The sequence below is a fragment of the Lyngbya sp. CCY1209 genome, from assembly GCF_035615495.1.
GTDB lineage: Bacteria > Cyanobacteriota > Cyanobacteriia > Cyanobacteriales > Microcoleaceae > Limnospira.
The window spans coordinates 1-23,216 of the sequence record NZ_JAJENU010000680.1 but is presented as its reverse complement, the minus strand read 5'-3'; the positions used below and the strand labels follow the sequence as shown (position 1 = coordinate 23,216).

Sequence of the window (23,216 nt, the reverse complement as noted above, 5' to 3'; positions counted from 1 at the left end):
CGGCGATCGCCCCGATTTCTGTTCGCCATGAACTTGTCGGGGGAGAGAAAAAAAATTTGCGTAAAATTCTGTATTTCGGCCGATAGGTATGATAGGCGCGATCGATTTTGATGGGGGAGTGCGATCGCGTCCCGTTTGTATGGCTCGGCGCGATCGCCGTCCGATACCGTGATTTAGGAAACTTTACAGTAAAAAGTTCGGCACTGTTTGATAATAAAAGTATAAACCGGAGGAATTGGCCGCGTTTATGAGAAATCATTCAGCTTTTAAATGTCGCGATCGCCCGTCTGGCAAAGGCTTCGGACGTTCTCGGGGCGGGGGGTCGGTGGAAAAAGTGTTGCATCCTTTTTTAGAACTTTTGCCGGGGGAGGGGCGATCGAGATGGTAAATGCGATCGCGATCCAGTTCATTCTTTGGATTTTGGCCAATATACAGTGAGGTTTCACGATTGAGATGGTTAACTTTACAGCAAAAAATCAAGCTCTACAGGTCATCCAACAAGCTGTTTGGCATTTGGCAAATTGGGCAAACGCCAAGTTGCCACAGAATTTCAGCGTTTCAGAAGATAATCCGGCGATCGCCAGAGCCAAACAACTGTTATCTTGGACGGAGACAAGTCAGATTAAACCTTTGCATCTATTGTTTGATGCAGTTAATCTCTCCCAGGGACAATCTCAAAAGCATTATGTACCGCCTATCTCAATTCAAGATAGCGATCCGACAATTCCCTATCCCACAACCGAACCCGTTCAGCAAAACCAAATTGATAATCTACAGCGCCAAATTCGTAAAACCCTCGAGTCTTTAACCGAAGCAGATTGGAAAAATTTGTCCCTGCTAACCTTGATTTTAGAAAAATTCGGTTCTCATGTAGCGTTAGAATTTGACAACGTTGCCCTATATGATTTGGCAAAATCAACGGCTGCGATCGCGGCCATTATATCGGGCAACCCTCAAGCTCATAACATCAGTTTAATAGCGGGTGATTTGTCCGGCATCCAAGACTTTATTTATACAATTTCATCGGATGGGGCATTGAAGTCACTGAGAGCCAGAAGTTTTTATCTAGAATTGGTAACGGAAGAAATCGCTCAACAACTGCTCATCAAATTAAATCTACCTCGCACTAATATTATTTATGTTGGGGGTGGAAATTTATATCTTTTAGCTCCCGAGCAGAAAGAACATGAAAATTGCGTGCAAAAAATACGAGATAGTTTCAATGAATGGCTGATCGATGAATTTCAAGGTAAAGTATTTTTAAGCTTGGGTCATAAAAATTTTGATATCGCACAAATTAGCTCCGCCCAATTTTCTGAACAATGGGCAACCGTTACTCAAAACCTGGCTCAACAAAAAGCCCGCAAATTTGACCGTCATTTTGAGAAAGTTTTGGCAATTCAGGAAACTTACGAACCTTGTCGAGTTTGCCATCGAGATGATGAGGAAAACTTGCAACCGCTCAACGATCAAGAAGCCGATTCTGTTTTGGCTTGTCCGATCTGTCGGCGGATGTTTCGCCTGGGCAGTCAGCTTTTTCGAGTGGACGCTATCGTGCGATCGCCAATTCGAGATAGTCTTCCAAAATCCTTAGATCGTTTGCAAATAAAATTGCCAGATAGAACCGTTTGTTATCACTTATTTCGAGACAAGGAGCAAGTTGAAAATTTACGAGATTCGGAAACGGTTTTTTGGGTCAACAATTGGACAGTTGCCGATTATCAAAATCATAAATCCGTGTCTCTGTTGCTCGGCAACTATGCTCAAAATAGCCGGGAAGAATACGGGACAATGAGAGCCAATGAAATGGCAGATATTGCCCAAAAAGATGGTTGTATTCCTAGAATTGGCTATTTGCGAATGGATGTGGACAAATTAGGACAGATTTTTGCCAAAGGCTTGGGAAATAATCAAACCTTGCCTCGGTTGGCTGGTTTGTCACGACAGATGAGCTACTTTTTCAAAGTTTATTTAAATAGTCTGGCTCAATGTCGCAATCAAAATTTACATGATACCGTCGTTCAAAGATTGACGGGAGAGCGAAAAAATTTGGTATTTATTTATGCTGGAGGAGATGATTTATTCGTGAGCGGTGCATGGCATGAAGTGGTCGAATTTGCCTTTGATGTCTATCAGTGTTTTCGGGCTTATACAGGAAAACATCCAGACATCAGCCTTTCGGGTGGAATTAGCTTATCCGTACCCAAATTTCCTCTCTACCAAGCAGCCGAAGAATCTGGCAAAGCAGAAGAAAAAGCCAAAGCAAATGGTCGGGACAGCTTAGGATTGTTTGGCAGTGTCTTTAAATGGGATGAGTGGTTGGGAACTTCACCAGAAGATTTGCAAAATATGCAACGGAGTCAGCAGGATTACCTCGATCGCGAATTGCAAAATTATCTGTCTGGCGAAATGAAACCGAGTCTTTGGGGAGTTTTGCCATTTGTCAAACAATTGGATCGCTCTCTACAAATCAACTATTCACGAAGTTTTGTAAGGAATCTCTTGGCAACGGCAGAACTTCAAGATAAAATGATCAAAGAATCCGTCAAAAAATCCCAAAAGGATCAGTGGGATATCCGTTACTTTCTGCACTTGCCAAAAATTGCCTATACTTTGGCAAGGCTACCAGCCCAAGTCCGGAATCATCCTGATTTTGAACCGATTCGTACTTCCCTAAAGAACCCCTATAATGCTCCCTATTTTCGGGCGATCGCCACCTGGCTGGAGCTACTCAACCGTTCTTCAATTAACCGTGAATGAAATTTATCCATTTCAGATCATGTTCGTTATGAATACAGGCAGTTACTATGACCCCAAATAAACCTAGACGCAACCCACAAACTCAGCCTCAAATATCTCAAAGCCCAGAGCAAGAGATAATTAAAGCAATTCACCAGTTGAACAATCAGAAAAATGGGACTCTCAAAGATTACCCCATTCGAGATCTGGTGAAACACGCTGAAATTTTTGGACCCTATCTAAAAAACAAGAGGTTAGAAACCAATCAGATCCGCAAGTTTTTGGATGCAATTAATCGTTTGAAGGCAAAGCTGGCTCAAACTGAAGAAAATCAGAATCAGCTTTTTTCCGAGATTGAACCGGAAATTGTACTTCTAAAGCCCAAGTTGGCTTATGCAGCAGCCAGACAAGAAGCAGCCAAACCTTTAAGTGATGTTATGTCTGCTGCTATTGACCAGGTACACTCTTTAGAAGACTTTGAGCGATTAGTTCAATTGATCGAGTCTGTTATTGCTTATCATAAAGCCGAAGGAGGAAAATAATGACAGTTATTGAAAGACCTCAAAAACCATTAGTTGGTAAGTTGAAAATCACCGGAACTCTAATTATTGAAACAGGACTACATATTGGTGGTGGTGGAGAAACGTTAGAAATTGGAGGACTGGATAAACCTGTGATTCGCGACCCGGTGAGTCAGTATCCTTATCTGCCGGGTTCTTCGATTAAAGGTAAATTGAGGTCAATTTTGGAACGATGGCTGAATAAACCTTTAAACCGGGGTGGAGGCAGCGGAACATACCGCTATGAAAGTGACGATCTGGAAAGTGGTTATACAGAGATTCAACGGGATCAGTATGTTGAATATGAAGGGGCAAAAACTTGTCAGGTTAGCCGTTTGTTTGGCTCCACTGGCGGTTCTAGCTGTTGGATTCCCACTGAGATCGCCCAGTCACAAGAATTAGAGGGGCAGGGAACTAAAACAATTGATGGTGTATCTCATACAAAAATTAAAGGCAGAAATTGTCCGGCTCGTTTGATTGTGCGGGATTGCCATTTGACTCCGGAATCGGCAGAGCAACTCCGCAACATTGACACGGGGTTGTATATGACTGAGTGGAAGTTTGAGAACGGATTAGATCGGGTGACAGCCGCAGCGAATCCCAGACAATTGGAGCGAGTTCCAGCCGGATCGAAATTTACCTTTGAAATGGTATATACCGTCGAGGATGAAAGTCAGGCGATTGAAGATGTTAAAAACTTGGCGATCGCCCTGTCAATTTTAGAAGACGATGCGTTGGGTGGACACGGTTCTCGGGGTTACGGAAAAGTGAAGTTTGAGAACTTTAATTTTTCTTACCGCGATGCCAAACAATACGAAAATATTGCCGGTGGCAGCGGTACTTCTATTAACTTTCCATCTGTCAAAAACACTTCTGAGTTTTTAAGCCGATTTAGTGAAATCCAATCTCAGTTACCAGGAAGTTAAACCTAAGTTATGAGCAACTACAAGCGAGTTAGCCTGAATTTTGGACAACATTCTGCCCATTTTGGTGAAGTCGGAATTGGAGTTGAGGAAACGAGCGAGCGGGTGCGATCGGATACATTATTTAGTGCATTGATTGTTACCTACGCTCGCTTGTTTGGAAAAGATGCCGTCGAAGATTTACTGAAGTCTTTTGACCCATCACCTCCTTTTCGCATCAGTTCAACATTTGTTTATTATGATGACGGAAAAAATAGGATTGACTACCTGCCAAAACCGCTCAAATTTCCTCGGGGATATCCGGTAGGGAATGACTTGGAATTTGCCAAGACCTACAAAAAAATTCATTACTTGCCTTTGGATGTTTGGCAACGTTGGTATCAAGGTAATGGGTTTACGAACGACGATCGCACCGAATTGATTGGCTATACAAACAAGACTAAAACCTCTGGTTCTCTTAATAATGCGGGAATCTTTGACTATAGCCAAACCTATCAAATCCATAAAACCCCGAAAGTGGCCATCGATCGCACGACTCGGGCGACGAATTTCTACCACACTGGTTTTGTTCAATTCGATCGCTCCTGTGGCTTGTACTTTTTGATCGAGTTTATTAATGCCGATCAAGACCTAGAAAATCGACTTCACGCAGCCTTAAATCTGCTGGGAGATGAAGGCTTAGGTGGTGAGCGATCGAGTGGTGCAGGACAGTTTGAAGCGACCTGGTCGGATTTATCAGATACATGGAAAAAGTTGCTCAACTGTTCTCAACCAACTGACTACAGTTTAATCAGTTTGCTTTGGCAAACTCCCATTCCAGATACACTCCATGCCGATCGCGCCAGCTATGGAATCTTGGAACGAGGGGGGTGGATTTCCTCTCCCTTTTCGGGGCGACAACTGCGACGTAAAAAAGTGCGGATGTTTGTCGAAGGCTCGGTATTTCCCGTGCGTCCTGACGGACAACTGGCGGATGTCACTCCCTACCAATTTCAAAAATTGCATAAAATTTATCGGAGTGGAATTGCTTTTAGTTTGCCCATTATTCTCTATTGACAATCATGGTTGCTTCTTCTAATCTTTCCAAGCCTCAAGTTTACGAAACTCGAACGATTACATTATCGAGTCCCCTGCTGCATATTGGGTCTGCGGTATCTCGGCTGAACCCATTTGAATATGTTCAGACAAGGCAAAAAGTCTATCTTCCAGATCAAGAAGCTCTGGCAAGGGAATTGCGAAATCGGGGAAAATTGCAGGACTATATTGGTGCGATCGAGCGTCGAGAAGAACTGACCGGTATTCTTCAATCAGCATTTGGTGAGCGGTGGCACGATGCTGAAGATTCTGTGGGCAATCGCATTTTTCCAGAAGCTGCGATCGATGCTAAGTGGACGGATGAAAGAGTTACCGATTTACGACCGATGATTCGGAACGGATTCGGACAGCTTTATATTCCGGGAACCTCAATTAAAGGTGCGATTAGAACAGCGATCGCATATTACTTGCTCAAAAATGATCAGGAGTATGGAGTACCCAATTCTAACCGAGTGAGTGCGATCGAGCAAAGACTCAGGCAGCAGTTGAATAATGGAGAGTTAAAACAAAGGTCAAAGTGGGCAGATGATCGGCTATTCATGGATAGTTTATTTTCTGATTTTTCATTAAACTACCAAGGGAAATCGATTTCAGCCCGTACCGGGCCAAACACTGATATTATGAGAGCCGTCCAAGTCACTGATTCTCAACCTTTAATTAAAAGAAAGGTGACGCTCAAAAACAACAAAATAGTTACTTTTAACATTCCCGCTGTAGCTGAAGTTATCGTTTCCAGCCATTTTGAGGATTGGAATGCCAAATACAGAGCTTCTATTTATGCAGAGGTTGTCCGAAATGTCAAAACGACTTTTGCCTTGGCTCTGGATACTGAAATGTTGTCCTGGTTCAAGCACAAGCAAGGGATGAAAATTCCGTTTCACTCTGTAGATGAATTGCTGAATATCTGTCAAACTTTTGCTCAAGATCAGTGGGATGGAGAATATGATTATTGGGCGATGGTGAAAAACAAACGGCATCAAGGTAAAAATCTTGATTTTGAAGCGATTCGAGATTTTTATGAAAAGGAAGAATGTCCTTATAATTTGCGAATTGGCTGGGCAAGTGGCATGACGGGAACAACGGTAGGATGGCTTTTTAAGGATGATTTGCGAAAACAGATTCGAGATACTTGTGGGATTAGAGCGCCCAACTTTGAAGCTCCAAAATCTCGTCGTACTGTGGTCGATCCTAGAGGAGATATTAAATATGTTCCGGGGTGGGTCAGATTTAAGGGATAATTAATTGATGCTGATTCGTTCGACTTGGACATTGACGGTTTCCGAACCGATGACACTTCCCCGATCTTACGGCTTAGAGTTGGTCAAGCAACTTCACCATAAATTGGGGTTAGAAATTGGTGGCGATATTATCCCAGATACCAGCTTTTCGACCATTAGAGGGCGGTGCTGGGGAGCCGGAGATTTTATCACGTTTCAACCGGAAGAGTTTTATCGTCTCACATTTTCTGGGTTGCAAGAAAAAAGTTCTAAGGCGATCGCATCTCTCGACCTGTCCGATGGCTTAGAATTTTTGGGGACTAAATTTTCGGTTGGCGATCGCCAAGATCAGATCGCGAGTTACGAACAGCTTTACACAACCTTAGTCGCTAATGAGCCGGAACCCATCCGCGAGTTTCAGTTACAGTTTACAACCCCCACTGCTTTCGCCCAGCAATCGATCAAGCTTCCCCTTCCAGTTCCCGGACTCATGTTTCGGAGTTGGCTGAAATCTTGGAATAACTTTGCTCCCATTTATTTGGGTGGGGGAGAATTGATTGGTTATTTAGCAAATGCGATCGCAATCAAGCGTCATCGCATTTCGACTCAACTATTCCGCATCGGAAAAGACTCGGCGACCGGATTTGTTGGCGAAGTCACCTTAAAGGCGCTGTACAAAACCGATCCTTTACTGGCGAACGTCGCCAACTTGTTAGTTCAATATGCTCAGTTTTCAGGAACGGGGATCAAAACTCGCTTGGGAATGGGCCAAACACAAACTGATTAGAGGAGTCATTAATCATGGCAAAACAAATCACAAAAATCCTTTCTTTTTTAGGATTTAACTCTTACCAAGTCACAGAATATCAACATCCTACAAAGTCAATCTCTTTGAAAACAAAATACTATCAAGAGGCTTTAGCTGAATTTTATCAGCCCGACAAAATGTATATTTTCTTAACTCCAAAGGTTGAAAATGAATGTCCCGGACATAAAGAAAAAAAAGAAGATCGCTCAAATTGGCATCAACTTGAAGAACGATTGGCAGAGAAATTTCCAAACATCGAGATCGTCCCAGTCAAAAACATTCCCGAGCGCAATAGTCCAGAAGATATATGGACTATTTTCAATAAAGTTAATGAATGTTTAGAAGAAGGCGATCGCGTCATTTTCGACATCACACATTCATTTCGCTCCGTGCCGATTGTTGCACTGTTGGCAGTCAGTTATTTTCGAGTTGTACGAAATATTGCTATCGAAGGTTTGCTTTATGGCGCGTTTGAAGCAAAGGAGAATGGCATTACCCCCACGTTTGACCTTTTACCAGTGGTCCGCTTGTTTGACTGGCTCACCGCAACTGACCAGTTTTTAAAAACAGGGAATGGTCAAGACTTGGCGCAATTGCTACAAGAAGCGGAAGGTCATACGCAAGCATTGGGCGATCGCATTTTAGAAATTTCACAAGGTTTGCAGTTATTGCGTCCGATGGATGTGATGACGGCGGCGGCTGCATTACCAGAGGATATTGAACAGGCTAAACCAGATTTAGGAAAAGTTGTGCCACCATTTGAGATGTTGTTAAATCGGGTTGTAGATGAGTATGGTCAGTTTGCCTTAGAAGAACCGCAAAATTATCAAGACAATGGCAAGGCTGCATTGCAGAAACAGCTTTTTGAAATTGAGTGGTATGCAAAGAAGGGTCTAGATGTCCAAGCTATATCACTGGCACGGGAATGGCTACCTTCTCTCCTTTGTTATCATTTTGAACTCGATCCAATGGATAAACAAACACGCGAAGAAATGGAAATCCTTTGCTGTGGTGGTAAAGTGGGAGATCGGGAGTCCATTTACCGCAGTCAATATAAAGAAATTGAACAATCTAAACGTAAGACGATCAATCAGTTGTGGAACAATCCGCCTTGTAAGTTGGCTAATTTACGCAATGATGTTCTACATTCTGGATTTCGCAAAAATCCGAAAACTGTGGCAGAAATTAAGAACACCTTACAAGAAATCTTACAACAACTGAATCAGATTGCTGTAGCCTGGGAGATCATCGACAAGCCGAGCTAGAGTTTTAAAAATTGTCTAGGGGGTAAAAAAATGTGGCTTTATCATCGATATAAAGTCCGTCTATTCCTCTGGATAATTGACTCTAATTCTAATCTTCTCCTGCTCTATTATCTAATTTGCAACAACCATGAGAAACACGCTCATTTGCACCGTCGGAACCAGCCTCCTGAACAACCTAAGACGATCGCCCGATTCGGACATTCAGGACGCCTTCAACGCCCACAACTGGCAGCAACTCTCCCTGTCCCTCCTCGATCGCAGCAACTCCGATCGCCTCTGCGGGGCGGAAATTAACTCCATCGCCAGCATTTGCGACAAGGGGTTTTTGCCAAATCGCCTGTCCCTGATCTTTCTCGTCTCTGATACGGACGACGGCAGGGCGATGGGAAATTTGCTGAAACTGTATTTTGATAATAACAAAAATCCCCTGAAATTTGAACGGGTTGAGTATCGCGTTTTGGAGGGACTCCGGGATGATAGTGTCCAGGATTTTCGACAAAAAGGTTTGAAAAATTTGGTTCGGGAAATTAGCACCGAAGTCCGCAAGTTCTCCCCGGAAGCGATCGCTATCAATGCCACGGGAGGCTACAAAGCCCAAATTTCCTTCGCGGGGATGATCGGACAGGCGTTGGGAATTCCCGTCTATTACCTGTTCGAGAAGTTTTCGGAGGTGATCGAACTGCCGCCCCAACCCGTCGCCCTCGATTTGGCGTTTTGGTTGAACAATTATTTGCTGTTTGAATCTCTGGAAACGGAAAATATCGTCGAAGTTTCTAATCTCGAATTTTCCCTCGAAGATCCCTACCTTCAATCTTTGCTCGATCGCGAAGCGGATTTGGTCTGTCTTTCGGCAATGGGGATCTTATTCAACGAGCGATCGCGCCTGCAATTCGCCAAACAGGAAACGGCGATTTTGTCCAGTATTCCCCAAAATGACACCGTTCCAGATCGCAAACCTATCAGTTTGCGAGACGATCATGGCAAAGATATTCTGGAAGATTTTTCTAAAAAAATTCGCCGTTCTCCCTACGTCCTTAAGATTGTAAATTCTTTGCCATTTAACCCCAATCAAACCAACCCAATTCGGCGCACTACTGCCGATGGGATTGTCGAGTTCGTCCTCACCTGGACGGATGCGGGTTACGGTTTGTGCATCCAGACGACGGGGCGAAATCTGGCGGAAACCAACAGTATCGCCATCCACCTGAACCAGGAATTTGCCGAGTAAGCTGTTTCGGCTGAATCCATATAACTGGGGGTGGCTCAACAGCCACCCCCACAGTATTTATCTGTCTAAAAGATTCTGATCGCGTTGATATAAGGGCGATTGCGGGGGTTGCTGCACCCGTCCCTGGGTGTACAATTCCGGATCGTCAGACATCATCATTTCCCAGCCGTTGCGTCGCAGGAGTGAGAACAGGGTGCGATCGCCCGCAATTCCCGCAGCCAGAGAAATTCCGAACACGAAAGCCGTACAGATGATGACGGTAAACAATCCCAAAGGCGCGATAATTAAGAACACCCAAGTTGCGACGGCATTGGCGATCGCGACCCCGATGCTGCGATACCGGATCAGCGTCCGGGCACTGGAACGGTTCATGATTTTAGACCCCGATTTTCAATTGATTTTTTTCACCAACAATTATATGCTAAAAAAACGAGATGACCAACAATTGAAACATTCTGTTTAAATACTATAATTTTCTTTACATTATCGCCATGACCACCCTTTACCTGACCGAACCCCAAACCGTGGTTCGGTATCAGAATCAGACCCTAAAAATTGAGCAGTCCGAGAAGTCCACAACCTGCCGCCTCGCCGAAGTTGATTTGATCGTCATCCTCCCCGGCGTGCAGTTGACGGATGGCGCGATCGCCCAACTCCTCGATCGCGGCATCGAAACCATTTTCCTGCGCCGGGACGGGCGGTTTCGCGGGCGCCTCCAGGGGCACTTCGCCACCAACCCCACGGTGCGACTCGCCCAATATCGCGCCCTGGACACCACCTTCGGCATGGCCCTGGCCCAACGGCTGATTTTGGGGAAAGTCAGAAACCAGCGGTACGTCCTCCAGCGGCGCAACCGGGACACCGGGGGGCGCATCGGACAACTCACCGAGGCGATCGACACCATCGCCTCCTACCTCCCCCGCCTCAAACAGACGGAAACCCCCCTCGATCGCGACGAGTTGATGGGTGTGGAGGGGATCTGCGCCCGCATCTACTACCAAGCCCTGACCCACTGGTTCCCCCCCGAGTGGAAGTTCGGGGGACGCAACCGCCGCCCGCCCCGCGATCCGGTGAATGCCCTGCTGAGTTGGGGTTACGGCGTTTTGTTGGCGCGGATTTTTGCCGCCGGCGTCCAGGCTGGGTTCGACCCCTATTTGGGCTTTTTCCACGCTATTACTCCATTTCGCCCCAATTTAGTCCTGGATCTGATGGAGGAGTTTCGCCCCGTGGTGGTCGATCGCGCCGCCATCGCTTTGGTGAACGGCGGGTTGATCGATCCGAATGATTTTGAACCGGCGCCGGGGGATGAGGAGGGGGTCTGGTTGGGGCAGACGGTGAAAAAGCTGTATTTGGGGCAGTTGGAACGCCAATTTCAGGACTCTATTTTATATCCGCCCCAAAATCGGAAGTTGAAATTGAGTCAGATCCTGTTGGAACAGGCGCGATCGCTCGGCCGTTGTCTGGTGGAAACTCGCCTGGACTACGAGGCGTTTACCTTGCGTTGAGCAAAGCCGGTATTGATATCAAATCCGGCGAAAACTCCGCTGGGGGAGGATCTGCAATGGTCGGGCTAATCGGGGGATCTGCATCAAAGCCCCCAGAATTGGGGGTTTGGGGGCTAGAGCCGATGTCGGTTGGGTTGAGGAACGAAACCCAACAGATTATCCGGACACCATAGGACTGATGAATCAAAAGATCGGACTTTTGACTTTTAACGTTTTGAGGAATGATTATGGCGAATTTTTGGTTGGTTTGCTACGACGTCCGGGACGACAAGCGCCGCAACAAGTTGGCGAAGTTGCTCGAACAGCGATGTCAGCGGGTTCAGTATTCGGTGTTCGAGTGTCCCCTGGAGGAAAAAGTTCTGGAGGATTTATTAAATAAACGATGGCTGAGGGTTTTGAAGTTGGAGGAGGATAGCCTGCGGGCCTATCCCCTCAATCCCGCCACCAAAGCCCAGGTGAAGGTGTACGGCGGGCCGGCCCCCTACGAGCCGCCGGATTTTCTCATTTTGTAGGGGTGCGATCGCGCTATTTTTGAAAGTTTTGGGGCTGGAATGCTTGTGGGAAAATCGTTTCAGCTTTTGTGAAGTTATGTTGCTTTTTTTAAGAATGTGGCGCGACGAGCAGGGACGCGGGAGTTGATGTATCCGTCAGCAAGAAAAAGAAAATTTTGTGTTTTTGGGGGTTGACAGTCTCGCGCAAGGGCTGATACTATAAAAACCATCGAAAACGAAGAAATTTTCTCGCGACAACAAAGCCCGTAAAGTTTTGTTAAGCAGTTTCTCCGTGCTCTCGCGCAAACGCACCTTGAAAACCGCATAGCGTATAGTTTCCAAAGGTATAGGGTTCTTTCCTACCTATTCCCCGCAAGGGGACGGAAACATGTGGGGTGGATACCCCAGTGTGGGTTGCGTCGCGCCCAAGTTCTTTCCTACCTATTCCCCGCAAGGGGACGGAAACTCCTTGCAGATTTGGATTGACAGATAGCCAAGGATTCCAGGTTCTTTCCTACCTATTCCCCGCAAGGGGACGGAAACGCCCCTCCGCCCGGTCCCGTATTGTACAAATAACGGTTGTTCTTTCCTACCTATTCCCCGCAAGGGGACGGAAACCTTCTCGTAGGGACATCAGGACATGCCCGATCAGGTTGTCAGTTCTTTCCTACCTATTCCCCGCAAGGGGACGGAAACCGGTTGCCTTCCGGCACCGCCTTCTTGCCATACTCATACAGCAGGTTCTTTCCTACCTATTCCCCGCAAGGGGACGGAAACCTCCTCTCCAAATATGAATGATTTACCCCCCATCTTATGTGTTCTTTCCTACCTATTCCCCGCAAGGGGACGGAAACGACGTCGAAGTCTTCGTCGTCGTCCTCCAGGTCGTCCAGTTCTTTCCTACCTATTCCCCGCAAGGGGACGGAAACTCCTCCAGGACTTCGGAGTCTGTTTCCAATACGTAGCGGTATGGTTCTTTCCTACCTATTCCCCGCAAGGGGACGGAAACGGAGGTTCCCTTCTTCGAAGCTTCCTCCTCAATCGGAGTTCTTTCCTACCTATTCCCCGCAAGGGGACGGAAACTCGTTTCTACCAGGGCACAGCCCCGGTAGGACCACACGTTCTTTCCTACCTATTCCCCGCAAGGGGACGGAAACCAGCCGGGATACTGCTTTATTCCTAGAGAAGTTCTTCAGTGTTCTTTCCTACCTATTCCCCGCAAGGGGACGGAAACTAACCTTATTTGATGCTCTTTATGAAGTCTTCAGCAGGTTCTTTCCTACCTATTCCCCGCAAGGGGACGGAAACGTAGGCGTCGTGGCGGCATGCCTGTGTTGAAATCAACTTGTTCTTTCCTACCTATTCCCCGCAAGGGGACGGAAACCTACGACACCTTGGAGGCCGCAGAACCACTGCAACCATTCAGAGTTCTTTCCTACCTATTCCCCGCAAGGGGACGGAAACAAAACTTGGAGCCCCTTCTCGGGGGTCTGCATCTGGACCCAGTTCTTTCCTACCTATTCCCCGCAAGGGGACGGAAACGGAGTCTCGGCCTGAGACGTTCTTCCAGGTCGGAAGCTTGCGAGTTCTTTCCTACCTATTCCCCGCAAGGGGACGGAAACTCTTGATAAACATCAGAAGGGGTCTCTACTCCCTGGTTCTTTCCTACCTATTCCCCGCAAGGGGACGGAAACTCGGCTTGGACGGACCTTGGCCTTTTTCACCCCGATGCTGTTCTTTCCTACCTATTCCCCGCAAGGGGACGGAAACATCACCCCGCCGTGACCATCGGAGGTCCGGCGCATCGTGTTCTTTCCTACCTATTCCCCGCAAGGGGACGGAAACGAGAAACAAAGGAACGCAACAAAGAGAAGAACTGGAAGCTTTCGTTCTTTCCTACCTATTCCCCGCAAGGGGACGGAAACGCGAGGGGCGGGCTTCATGAGTTTCTCGATGATGGACGCGGTTCTTTCCTACCTATTCCCCGCAAGGGGACGGAAACGGACGGTCATCAGTGCTTGAAGGGCCGCTTTTTTCTCGGGTTCTTTCCTACCTATTCCCCGCAAGGGGACGGAAACTAGGGTTAACCATGGTATTTGCCTCTATTTTGAACAAGTTCTTTCCTACCTATTCCCCGCAAGGGGACGGAAACTTATACCGAGATTTTCGGTAGAATGTTAAAATCATTAGTTCTTTCCTACCTATTCCCCGCAAGGGGACGGAAACCTCCATCCCTTCTGAAGAGATGTCGACTCTTTCAAAGACGCCGTTCTTTCCTACCTATTCCCCGCAAGGGGACGGAAACGACTGAATAGCCGGAAATCCTCTAGCCGGGAACCTCGGTGTTCTTTCCTACCTATTCCCCGCAAGGGGACGGAAACAAGTCGTGGCGGTACGCCTCCTCCCACCGGGCACGGACGTTCTTTCCTACCTATTCCCCGCAAGGGGACGGAAACATCCAAGCTACTGATAAACACTTGAGAAAACATTTTGTTGTTGGTTCTTTCCTACCTATTCCCCGCAAGGGGACGGAAACGTCGTTTCGATGAGACTACATCCACGGTAGGACCAGTTCTTTCCTACCTATTCCCCGCAAGGGGACGGAAACTTGCCATCGCTGACACGGGTCATTGTCTGGAAGTTCATGGAAAAGTTCTTTCCTACCTATTCCCCGCAAGGGGACGGAAACTCCGGCGACACAATATAAGACAACTACATAGTTATATAATCAATTAAGTTAACTACCAATTCCCGGTCAGGAGACAGAACTTTAAGCAAAAATCGCCACACATTTGCAGCCCAAAATACGGGCAAATTCACAATATAGCCGTGTCAAATGTTCGCAAAATTTCCAGCCGATCAAAGCCCCCAGAATTGGGGGTTTGGGGGCAAAAAAAATTAAAATAACTTCCCATTACTATCGTCGAAGCGAAAGAGTCCGATCGCCCGCTGGAAACGAAAAATTGACGGCGATCGCTCTGACGAATGCCATGATTTCAGCAATAATAAAAAACGGTTACGAACCCACCGGACACACCGTCAAACAGCGCGTGCAACTCTTACAAACCGCCATGTCCACCTGTCCGGTTGCCATCGGGTTTTGGGGACATTTTCGCACGCAAACCATGCAATCCGTACACCCCCCCGCCTCCGGCCGGCGACTCGATATTTGCAGGGGATAATCGGTTTTCAATCCCGTCAAAATCAACCGGGGGCCGAACCGGGGATGGACCAACAATCCGTAGGGACTCAGATTCCCCAAACCCGCTTCCACCGCCAGACGCGGCAAACTGAGTTGGGGCGAGAGGGGATCGAACGGTTCGGCCCGATATCCCGCCTCCCGCACCCCCCGCGTCACCTTTGACAAAAAAACTTTCGCCCGCGCGAAGGCCGTCGGATCAAAATCTTTCCCCCGCCAACGGTGCACGAAAACCAACGTTTCTCCGACTCTCGCCACATCGTCCGTTTCTGCTGTAATAAATGTGTCGATATCCGGCGGGGGGGTTTGGCGGGACTCCCATTGGGAGGTGAAAAAATAACCGGGCGATCGCACCAACAATAACCCCATCGGCATCACGGTGCCGAACACCCGAAGCAAAGTTTCATTCGTCGTCGCCGGTATGGTTTGAATTTCCCGCCGCTTCACTTGTCCTATCTTCTCTTCCTCCGAATTTCTTTTTTCTCGACGATCGCCCGCGCGATCGCCCCGTTGAAATGGGGAATTTCGGCGATCGCTCTCAAAATGCCCCGACCCACCCCTATCCCGTTTGATGACTAAAATCCTATATAATTATAACAAAAGAACCCGAAACGGTTCCGCGATCGCCCACAACGGACATTCACAGGAGACAATCGTGAAAAATTATCCCGAAATCGGCAAAAACTTCATGGCCGGAAGCAAAGAACTGGCCAAGGCCGAACCGGAAACGATGAAGGCCTTCAAATCCTTGATGATAGCCACCTCCGCCAAGGACGGCGCCCTCTCCCACAAGACGAAAGAAATGATCGCCCTGGCCCTCGGCATCGCCGCCCGCTGCGACGGTTGCATCGCCCACCACCTCCACGAATGCATCGAAGCCGGCGTCACCCGGGAAGAGTTGGTGGAAGTGATCGGCGTCTGTCAACTCATGGGGGGCGGTCCGTCCACCGTCTTCGGCGCCGACGCCCTGATGGCTTACGATCAGTTTATGGCTGAAAAGGGCTGATCTCGAAGTTTTATAGCAGTTGTCGATCTGTTGCGATACGGTTCGATCCGCCATTATCCCCCTTCAAAAGGGGGACTTTGACTCTCCGTAGCTGACTCATTTGAGAAACACCCGATCGTAATTTTAAATAGTCCTCCCCTTACCAAGGGGAGGGTTGGGTGGGGGCGATCGCATCTCGAACCCCACTGCATTCATCCCCACGGATAAACTGGGAAAAAGGCGATCGGCTATGCGATCGAATTGAATTTCGAGGAGGCGTAATCGGAACGTATGGAAAAAATGCGATCGGATTTTGCGTAAAAGTTGGCATTGCGGCCGATAGGTATGAGAGCACCCCGCATCGAGGTGGAACTGTCGGCGGTTTGGTTTTGATGGGAGGGTGCGATCGGCCTCCGAAGCCGTGATTTATAGCAACAGACTGCAACGGTTCGCACTGATCTGCCAATTTGAAACCCGCCTTGAAATTCATTTCAAGGCTCATAGCAAAAGTCCACTCAAGTGGACTCGGGACAGGCAATTGTATCCGAACTGCTACGGTTGCTATATAAAAGTTTACATTCAAAAGTCAATCAATGTTAGATAATAAAATATAAACCGGAAGAATTAGTCGCGTTTATGACGGATCGCTCGGATCGGAAAGGCGCGATCGGCTTGTCGTGATATGATTGTGGCGTTTTAAACCAAGCGTTGCCTTCAATCAAAAAAACGAATCAATTCAATTAGAGGAGAAACTCAAAAATGGCAATCATGATTCCATCTCCTATTCCTGCAAAAGCGAGTGAAGGAGAAAAAAAACTTTATGAAATATTGCGCGATCGGTTAGACGATAACTTTTATGTTTGGTATGAACCTCTGCTGAATAGTCATTGTCCAGACTTTATTATTTTAGGTCCCGATTTAGGATTGTTAGTAATCGAAGTGAAAGGTTGGTATTCTAATCAAATTAGGGAACCATCAGATACTAATACTTTTCAAATTGTTTCTTTGAAAGATGATGTAGAAAGTGTAGAGTGGCAAAAATCGCCTTTACGACAGGCGAATGATTATCTAGATAAACTATTAAATAATTTGCCCAAATATCGAATTCTCCAACAGCAGCAAGGTAAGCATCAAGGAAAAGTGGCATTTCCGATAGGTTTGGGTGTCATCATGTCAAACATTAACTATAAAAAAGCCACCGAGACTGATTTAGATAAGATTCTTCCTTATCCCCAGGTTGTCTATCGAGATGAGTTTTTAAATTGGCAAAACTTATCGACGGAAAATTTGTGCGATCGCTTGCGACAAATGTTTGTAAAAGCTTATTTCAATTTTGAACCACTAACATCAGATCAGATTAGTACAATTAAAGGCGTTCTCAATCCCGAAATGGTGATTAGAGATGAACCAGCAAAAACGACCAGTGTTAGAGGTAATTTTTATCCTTTACCTGATGACAAAATTCTGAAAACTCTAGATGCAAAACAAGAGAATTTGGCGCGCAGAATTGGAGAAGGACACCGGATTTTCTTTGGTGTTTCCGGATCTGGAAAAACTTTGCTTTTATTGGCTCGTGCCAAATTAATCCTCAATAATAATCCCCATGCTAAAGTTTTAATTGTCTGTTTTAATGTTAGTCTAGCATCTTACTTGCGATCGGTTATCAAAAATTCAGTCGTCGCAGATCAACAAAATAGAATCCTGGTAGAGAACTTCCATGAATGGTCAAAAATTGTAACTGGCAAATCCTTAGGCAGTCAACCTGGAATCAATTATGATGAATACGTAGGTCAAGAGACTTTGAAAGCGCTTTCACAAAAACACAGTCAAAAATGGGATGCAATTTTAGTCGATGAAGCTCATACCTTTGTACCAATTTGGTTTCGCTGTTGTGTTCAGGCATTAAAAGATCCGGAAAATGGAGATTTAATGATTGTTGCAGACGGTAGCCAAAGTCTTTATAAGCGAGACGATTTTACATGGAAGGAAGTTGGGATTAAAGCTGTAGGTCGAACCATTAGCAAGCGATTTGATTTAGACAAAAATTATCGTAATACTCAAGAAATTCTATCAGCAGCATGGACGATGCTTCATCATTCTGTGCCTCAAGATAAAGTCTCAGAAACTGATGAAATTACTTTTCCTATCGTTCTTCCCAGCCAAGCTCAACGCTCAGGTACTCGTCCAGAAGTTTATGTGACAGGTTCTTCTCGAACTCAAGAACAAGTGGTGACAGAGGAAATCAAAAAATTATTAAAATCTGGAAATTATCAACCAGAAGATATAGCTGTAATTCACCGTCAATCGAATAAAAAACAGATGAATATTTTTCAACAATACCTCGCCCAAGCCAATGTTTCATTTTATTGGGTTAGCAAAGGTCAGCAAAGTAAGAAGAATTATAGCCAAAGTCGTCCGGGTATTCGATTAATTTCTAGTTTATCATCTTTGGGTTTAGAGTTCAAAGCAGTTTTTATTATTTGGATGGAAGATTTTGCCCAATGCTCTGATAGTAGTGATGGGAGTATTCTTGCTCGTCGTCAGCTTTATGTATCCATGACTCGTGCTCAAGAATTATTGAAGTTGTTTATTTGTCAAGAAAATGCGTTAATCCGAGAGTTCAAAAATGACAAAAAATTTGATTTTGTTTATTTGTGATTTTTTCACAATTTATCGTTGATTAATTTTGGGGTCAATTGAAAATGATACAAGTTGGAAGAATCAAATGGTTTGGCGGTTTTAATACCCAAAGGGGAGTTGAAAACAACTATGGTTTTATTGAACGAAAAGGCGAAGCAGATTTATATATACACAAAAGTCAAGTAAAATGTGAATGTAGTAATTTAGTGGCGGGTAAACTTGTCAAGTTTGATTTGGGTTTCCATCCCTATAATCATCGAGAACAAGCTCAAAATTTAGAATTACTTAAATTATCAGAAGAGACGGCTTGTAATGTACTCCAAGCTTGTTTTGAACATCAAGACCCAAAAATATGGCAACCCATTATTAACCGATACTTATCGATGTTATCGGCTAATGAAATTAAAGATCAACTTATCAAAAAAATCAACAGTATCAAGCCTGAACAGCAATTGAGCTTGATCGAATCTCTTTCCCCGGAGTTTTTGTGTTCTCCTGATTTAAGAAATATTAGAGATTCTTTGCCTACAGACAAGCATCTACAGATATGCAAAAAAATGCTTCCTGCGGATGTTAACGGACAAATATCCCAAGAATTGAGAGAAGAAATTATTGGAATTTTGGACTCTGGGATTCATAATATTGATCGAGAATTATCAGAAACTATTGGGTTGTTTATCCCCGAACATCCTTATTTTAAAAAAGAATTGGGAAGGGATTATCTCAATAAATTTGGGATTAAATATTTGTATCACATGACACATATTTCCAACTTAAATTCGATTTTAGAAAATGGCTTGCTTTCTCACAATCTTTCTCATCAGGGTGGGTTTATAAAAACAGATATTTCCATGCAAGAAGCTCAGTCTTGGAGAACAAGATGGCATGGTCATGTTCCTTTTTATTTTAATCCCAGAAATACCATGCTCTATAAAAGACGGGATCTTCAAGATGAGATTGTCATGCTTGGCATTGATCCGATGTTAATCTTGGAAGAAGGAACATTGTTTTCTGATGGAAATGTAGCAGCGGTTGCTACAAATGTTTATCATGACCTAGCCATGCTAGAACAACTACCTTGGACAATCATAAAAGGACGTTCATGGAATGATGAAGATCCGGCAACAAAACAAAGGTATAAAATAATTATGTGTGCAGAAGTGTTAGTACCTGACCGAGTAAATGTGCAAAGCATTCTTAAGATATTCTGTAGATGGCCGTTTCAAATGCCAGCAGTTCGAGAGCTTATCCCTGATTGTGTTAACATATCGGTAGAAGTCAATCGTTCTCTATATTTTTGAGAGTTGCTAATGATTAAGTACACAGATACAACGGTGTTTAATGTGGAGTCCCAAACTATTGTCAATACGGTCAATTGTGTGGGAGTTATGGGAGCGGGTTTGGCTTTGGAATTTAAACTTCGCTATCCAGATATGTATGAAGACTATCTCAACCGATGCAAGCAAAAACAAGTTCGGGTCGATCATCCTTACCTCTATCGAGGTTATGAATCGCCTTGGATCATGAATTTTGCGACCAAAAATCATTGGAAGTATCCTTCAAAACTAGAGTGGATAGAACAAGGATTAACTTACTTTGTTGACAATTATGAAAGAGCAAAAATTGAATCAATTGCATTTCCGAAGCTGGGTTGTGATAAAGGAGGGTTAAATTGGCATGATGTTCGAGAAGTTATGGAAAAATACTTGAGTGATGTTGACATAGATGTTTACATTTGCTTGGATCGGGAATCTCATGCTAGTGGAACAGAAGGTTTGATGGTTGAGATGCTGAATAAAAAAAATAATCAATTCTGGATTTCTAAGTTAAAAATCCGCAGCAATATTGTCGATAAAATAAATTCAGCTTTGCCAATTCAACGTTTTCGGCAGTTGCAAAAAATTCCAGGAGTTGGTAAAAAAACTTATGAAGATATTTTTAAGCTGTTGTACTCAAAATCTCAATCCGAGATGGCTAAGAACCTACACTCTGACAAACAATTAACTGGTGGAGACAGTGAAAGAGAACCAACCCAACTACAATTGCTATTTTAATTACAGACAATTCTTTTCTTGTTGGGACTGACGCGACGGTAACATATTCCATTCCATTCTCTATCAGGGGGGGCTGTTTCGCACTTTACGATCGCCCCCTCTCCACCCCATCCCCCCATACAAAATACTCCGGGGCTTGACATTTTGCAGAAAAAGTGCTAGGTTCAACAGCTAATCCAAAATCCCAACGCCAAATCAAAAGACGATCGCACCCTATTGAAATTGCGAGTTATCCAACCTTTAATCAAAAACGAAATAGGCTAATCCAATTTTGGGGCAATTGCTGAAAATACACCCAAAGAATCGATATGTAGGACTTTGAAAAGCCCTTGTAATCAACTTTTGACTTTTGACTTTTGACTTTTGACTTGCGCGTAGCGCTATACTCGTCTGAAGCGTAACACTCGACAGCATGAACCAAACCCCCACCCCCGCTTCCGACCCCGCCGGAGACATTCCGAACCCATTTGATGTCCTCGTCGTCGGCAGTGGCGCCGCCGGACTCTACGCCAGCTTGTGCCTGCCCTCCCATCTGCGGGTGGGGTTGGTGACGAAGGACAACCTCGAAAGCGGTTCGAGTCCGTGGGCTCAGGGGGGCATCGCCGCGGCTATCTACCCCCCCGACACGCCAAACCTGCACCTGGAAGATACCCTCAAAGCCGGGGCGGGACTGTGCGATCGCGAGGCGGTGCAGTTTTTGGTGGACCACGCGGCGGAGGCGATCGCATTTTTGGTCAACCTGGGCGTCGATTTCGATCGCAAGGGGGAAAAATTGGCCACCACCCTGGAAGCCGCCCACTCCTTCCCCCGAGTCCTCCACTCCCGCGACACCACCGGACGGGCGATTGTGGACGTATTGATGGCGACGGTATTGGAACGCCCCAACATTCAGGTGATCTCCCAGGCGATCGCCCTGAGTCTGTGGCTGCACCCCGAAACCGGCCGCTGTCAGGGCATCAGCCTCCTCTGCGACAACCAAATTCGCTGGATGCGGGCCAAAGCCGTGGTCCTGGCGACGGGGGGCGGCGGCCAGGTGTTCGCCAAAACCACCAACCCCGAAGTCAGCACCGGGGACGGGATCGCGATCGCGTGGCGGGCGGGGGCCGCGGTTCGGGATCTGGAGTTTGTCCAATTCCACCCCACCGCACTGATGAAACCGGGGGCGCCCCACTTTTTGATCAGCGAAGCGGTGAGGGGAGAGGGCGCCCATTTGGTCGATCGCGAGGGGCGGCGGTTCGCCTTCGACTACCACCCCTCCGGGGAATTGGCGCCGCGAGATGTCGTCAGTCGGGCGATCTATCTCCACTTACAAAATACCGCCGAAAATCCCGCCGAAGCCAACGTTTATTTGGATATGCGGCCGATCGCACCGGACAAAATTCGCCGCCGGTTTCCGAATATCATCCAAGTGTGCCAGCACTGGGGAATCGACGTTTTCAACGAGTTGATGCCCGTCGCCCCCGCCGCCCACTATTGGATGGGGGGAGTCGCCTGCGACGTGATGAACCGCACCTCGATTTCGGGATTGTACGCGATCGGAGAAACGGCGAGCACGGGGGTGCACGGCGCGAACCGGTTGGCGAGTAATTCCCTGCTGGAATGTTTGGTTTTTGCCTCCCAGTTGTCGAAGATTGAAAGCGATTTAAATAAGGAGATGAATGGCACAGCCGAACCGTCCCCGGAAACGGTCGAAATCGACGATCGCCCCGTCCCATCCGGCGACCGCATCGCCAGTTTGCGGCAGGATTTGGCAGCTTTGATGTGGGATAGCGCCGGAATTTGTCGCACCCGAGAGGTTTTGGAAGCGGCGATCGCCACCGTCGAAGGTTGGCGAAAGGAGGTGGAAAACCTGGAAATCAGCCCCTATTTACTCGCTCCAAATCCCCAAAAAACCGTCCGATTTACATCCCCGGAAACCGGCAAATATCTGAAGTCCGTCGCCGAACTTCTCAACTTATTAGATATCGCCCATTTAATTTTAAAAAGTGCTGCATTCCGCACCGAAAGCCGCGGCGGACATTACCGCTTGGATTATCGGGAAACCCGGGAAGATTGGCAGGTTCACACGGTTGTTAAGGGCGATCGGTGTACGTCCGTGCCCACGGGGATGCGGTATCAGGAAGAAATGATCCGATCTTGATATTTTGGGAGAAGTGAGGATCGTCCGAAATTTTTACCACAGAGGCACAGAGGACACAGAGAGAGGATGTGTGTTCACCTAAATACATACCGCTATAGCAATGAGAAATAATTGGGAAGTTTTCTGTCCCCCAAAACCACCAATTATGAGGGCTTGGAATGGGTGAGATGAGTCCACTTGAGTGGACTTTTGCTATCAGCCTTGAAATTCATTTCAAGGCGGGTGAGTTCTGAGAACTCCTCATATCAAATCCGGTTGAATGCCCGGAAACAAACGGGTTGGATATCAACACCGCTTGGGAATCAATTCCCGAGGGCGCAAGCCTTGCGCCCCTACCAGCTCAAATCATCTAAAGATGATTGGGGAG

General features: G+C 46.2%; 17 protein-coding genes and 1 CRISPR repeat array. Of the genes, 15 read left to right on the top strand and 2 right to left on the bottom strand.

Annotation, left to right across the window (positions count from 1 at the left end; all coding sequences use genetic code 11):
* The first annotated feature begins 453 nt into the window (after window positions 1-453).
* From cas10 to LKE08_RS27945, 8 genes are all read left to right on the top strand, one after another.
* Window positions 454-2,760 (top strand): type III-A CRISPR-associated protein Cas10/Csm1, encoded by a 2,307-nt coding sequence (gene cas10, locus LKE08_RS27980; RefSeq protein WP_324707582.1) that lies wholly within the window; start codon window positions 454-456, stop codon window positions 2,758-2,760.
* Between the two features lie 47 nt (window positions 2,761-2,807).
* The gene (gene csm2 / locus LKE08_RS27975) at window positions 2,808-3,281 is read left to right on the top strand and encodes a type III-A CRISPR-associated protein Csm2 (RefSeq protein ID WP_324707581.1); all 474 of its coding nucleotides are present in this window, start codon (window positions 2,808-2,810) and stop codon (window positions 3,279-3,281) included.
* Window positions 3,281-4,225: a type III-A CRISPR-associated RAMP protein Csm3 gene (csm3, locus tag LKE08_RS27970; RefSeq protein ID WP_324707580.1), complete on the top strand. Its 945-nt coding sequence runs from the start codon at window positions 3,281-3,283 to the stop codon at window positions 4,223-4,225. The genes csm2 and csm3 overlap by 1 nt, the downstream gene beginning before the upstream one ends.
* A gap of 9 nt (window positions 4,226-4,234) precedes the next feature.
* Window positions 4,235-5,278, top strand: a complete 1,044-nt coding sequence (gene csm4, locus LKE08_RS27965) for a type III-A CRISPR-associated RAMP protein Csm4 (protein WP_324707579.1) — start codon at window positions 4,235-4,237, stop codon at window positions 5,276-5,278.
* A 5-nt stretch (window positions 5,279-5,283) separates the two neighbouring features.
* Entirely contained in the window at window positions 5,284-6,555 is a 1,272-nt protein-coding gene (gene csm5 / locus LKE08_RS27960) for a type III-A CRISPR-associated RAMP protein Csm5 (RefSeq protein WP_324707578.1), read from the top strand.
* Window positions 6,556-6,562: 7 nt separating this feature from the next.
* Window positions 6,563-7,321 carry a CRISPR system precrRNA processing endoribonuclease RAMP protein Cas6 gene (gene cas6 / locus LKE08_RS27955; protein WP_324707577.1) on the top strand — a complete coding sequence of 253 codons (759 nt, stop codon included), beginning with the start codon at window positions 6,563-6,565 and terminating at the stop codon, window positions 7,319-7,321.
* A gap of 14 nt (window positions 7,322-7,335) precedes the next feature.
* Window positions 7,336-8,607, top strand: coding sequence for a TIGR02221 family CRISPR-associated protein (gene csx2, locus LKE08_RS27950; protein WP_324707576.1), 1,272 nt, complete (start codon window positions 7,336-7,338; stop codon window positions 8,605-8,607).
* 127 nt (window positions 8,608-8,734) lie between these two features.
* Window positions 8,735-9,835 (top strand): putative CRISPR-associated protein, encoded by a 1,101-nt coding sequence (locus tag LKE08_RS27945; RefSeq protein ID WP_324707575.1) that lies wholly within the window; start codon window positions 8,735-8,737, stop codon window positions 9,833-9,835.
* Between the two features lie 57 nt (window positions 9,836-9,892).
* Here LKE08_RS27945 and csx18 read toward each other — a convergent pair whose 3' ends face one another.
* Window positions 9,893-10,207, bottom strand: a complete 315-nt coding sequence (gene csx18 / locus LKE08_RS27940) for a CRISPR-associated protein Csx18 (RefSeq protein ID WP_324707574.1) — start codon at window positions 10,205-10,207, stop codon at window positions 9,893-9,895.
* A gap of 119 nt (window positions 10,208-10,326) precedes the next feature.
* Between csx18 and cas1 the strand changes: the two genes are divergently transcribed.
* Both cas1 and cas2 read left to right on the top strand, forming a co-directional pair.
* A complete protein-coding gene (gene cas1, locus LKE08_RS27935) occupies window positions 10,327-11,340 on the top strand; it encodes a CRISPR-associated endonuclease Cas1 (protein WP_324707573.1) in 1,014 nt (337 codons plus the stop codon).
* 227 nt (window positions 11,341-11,567) lie between these two features.
* Complete coding sequence (gene cas2 / locus LKE08_RS27930) at window positions 11,568-11,852, top strand: CRISPR-associated endonuclease Cas2 (RefSeq protein ID WP_324707572.1); 285 nt, start codon at window positions 11,568-11,570, stop codon at window positions 11,850-11,852.
* A gap of 330 nt (window positions 11,853-12,182) precedes the next feature.
* A CRISPR array of direct repeats spans window positions 12,183-14,520; the repeat unit is 37 nt; unit sequence GTTCTTTCCTACCTATTCCCCGCAAGGGGACGGAAAC.
* A gap of 327 nt (window positions 14,521-14,847) precedes the next feature.
* Here the strand turns inward: cas2 and LKE08_RS27925 are convergent.
* Window positions 14,848-15,477, bottom strand: a complete 630-nt coding sequence (locus LKE08_RS27925) for a hypothetical protein (protein WP_324707571.1) — start codon at window positions 15,475-15,477, stop codon at window positions 14,848-14,850.
* A gap of 208 nt (window positions 15,478-15,685) precedes the next feature.
* On the opposite strand from LKE08_RS27925, the gene LKE08_RS27920 reads away from it, so the two are divergent.
* The 5 genes from LKE08_RS27920 to nadB all read left to right on the top strand — a co-directional run bounded on the left by LKE08_RS27920 (window position 15,686) and on the right by nadB (window position 22,849).
* Window positions 15,686-16,036, top strand: coding sequence for a carboxymuconolactone decarboxylase family protein (locus LKE08_RS27920; RefSeq protein ID WP_324707570.1), 351 nt, complete (start codon window positions 15,686-15,688; stop codon window positions 16,034-16,036).
* A gap of 738 nt (window positions 16,037-16,774) precedes the next feature.
* On the top strand, window positions 16,775-18,673 hold the full coding sequence (locus LKE08_RS27915; protein WP_324707569.1) for a 3'-5' exonuclease: 1,899 nt from the start codon (window positions 16,775-16,777) through the stop codon (window positions 18,671-18,673).
* Window positions 18,674-18,717: 44 nt separating this feature from the next.
* Window positions 18,718-19,956 (top strand): DUF4433 domain-containing protein, encoded by a 1,239-nt coding sequence (locus LKE08_RS27910; RefSeq protein ID WP_324707568.1) that lies wholly within the window; start codon window positions 18,718-18,720, stop codon window positions 19,954-19,956.
* A 9-nt stretch (window positions 19,957-19,965) separates the two neighbouring features.
* A complete protein-coding gene (locus tag LKE08_RS27905) occupies window positions 19,966-20,709 on the top strand; it encodes a macro domain-containing protein (RefSeq protein WP_324707567.1) in 744 nt (247 codons plus the stop codon).
* A 412-nt stretch (window positions 20,710-21,121) separates the two neighbouring features.
* Window positions 21,122-22,849 carry an L-aspartate oxidase gene (nadB, locus tag LKE08_RS27900; protein ID WP_324707566.1) on the top strand — a complete coding sequence of 576 codons (1,728 nt, stop codon included), beginning with the start codon at window positions 21,122-21,124 and terminating at the stop codon, window positions 22,847-22,849.
* Window positions 22,850-23,216 lie beyond the last annotated feature (367 nt).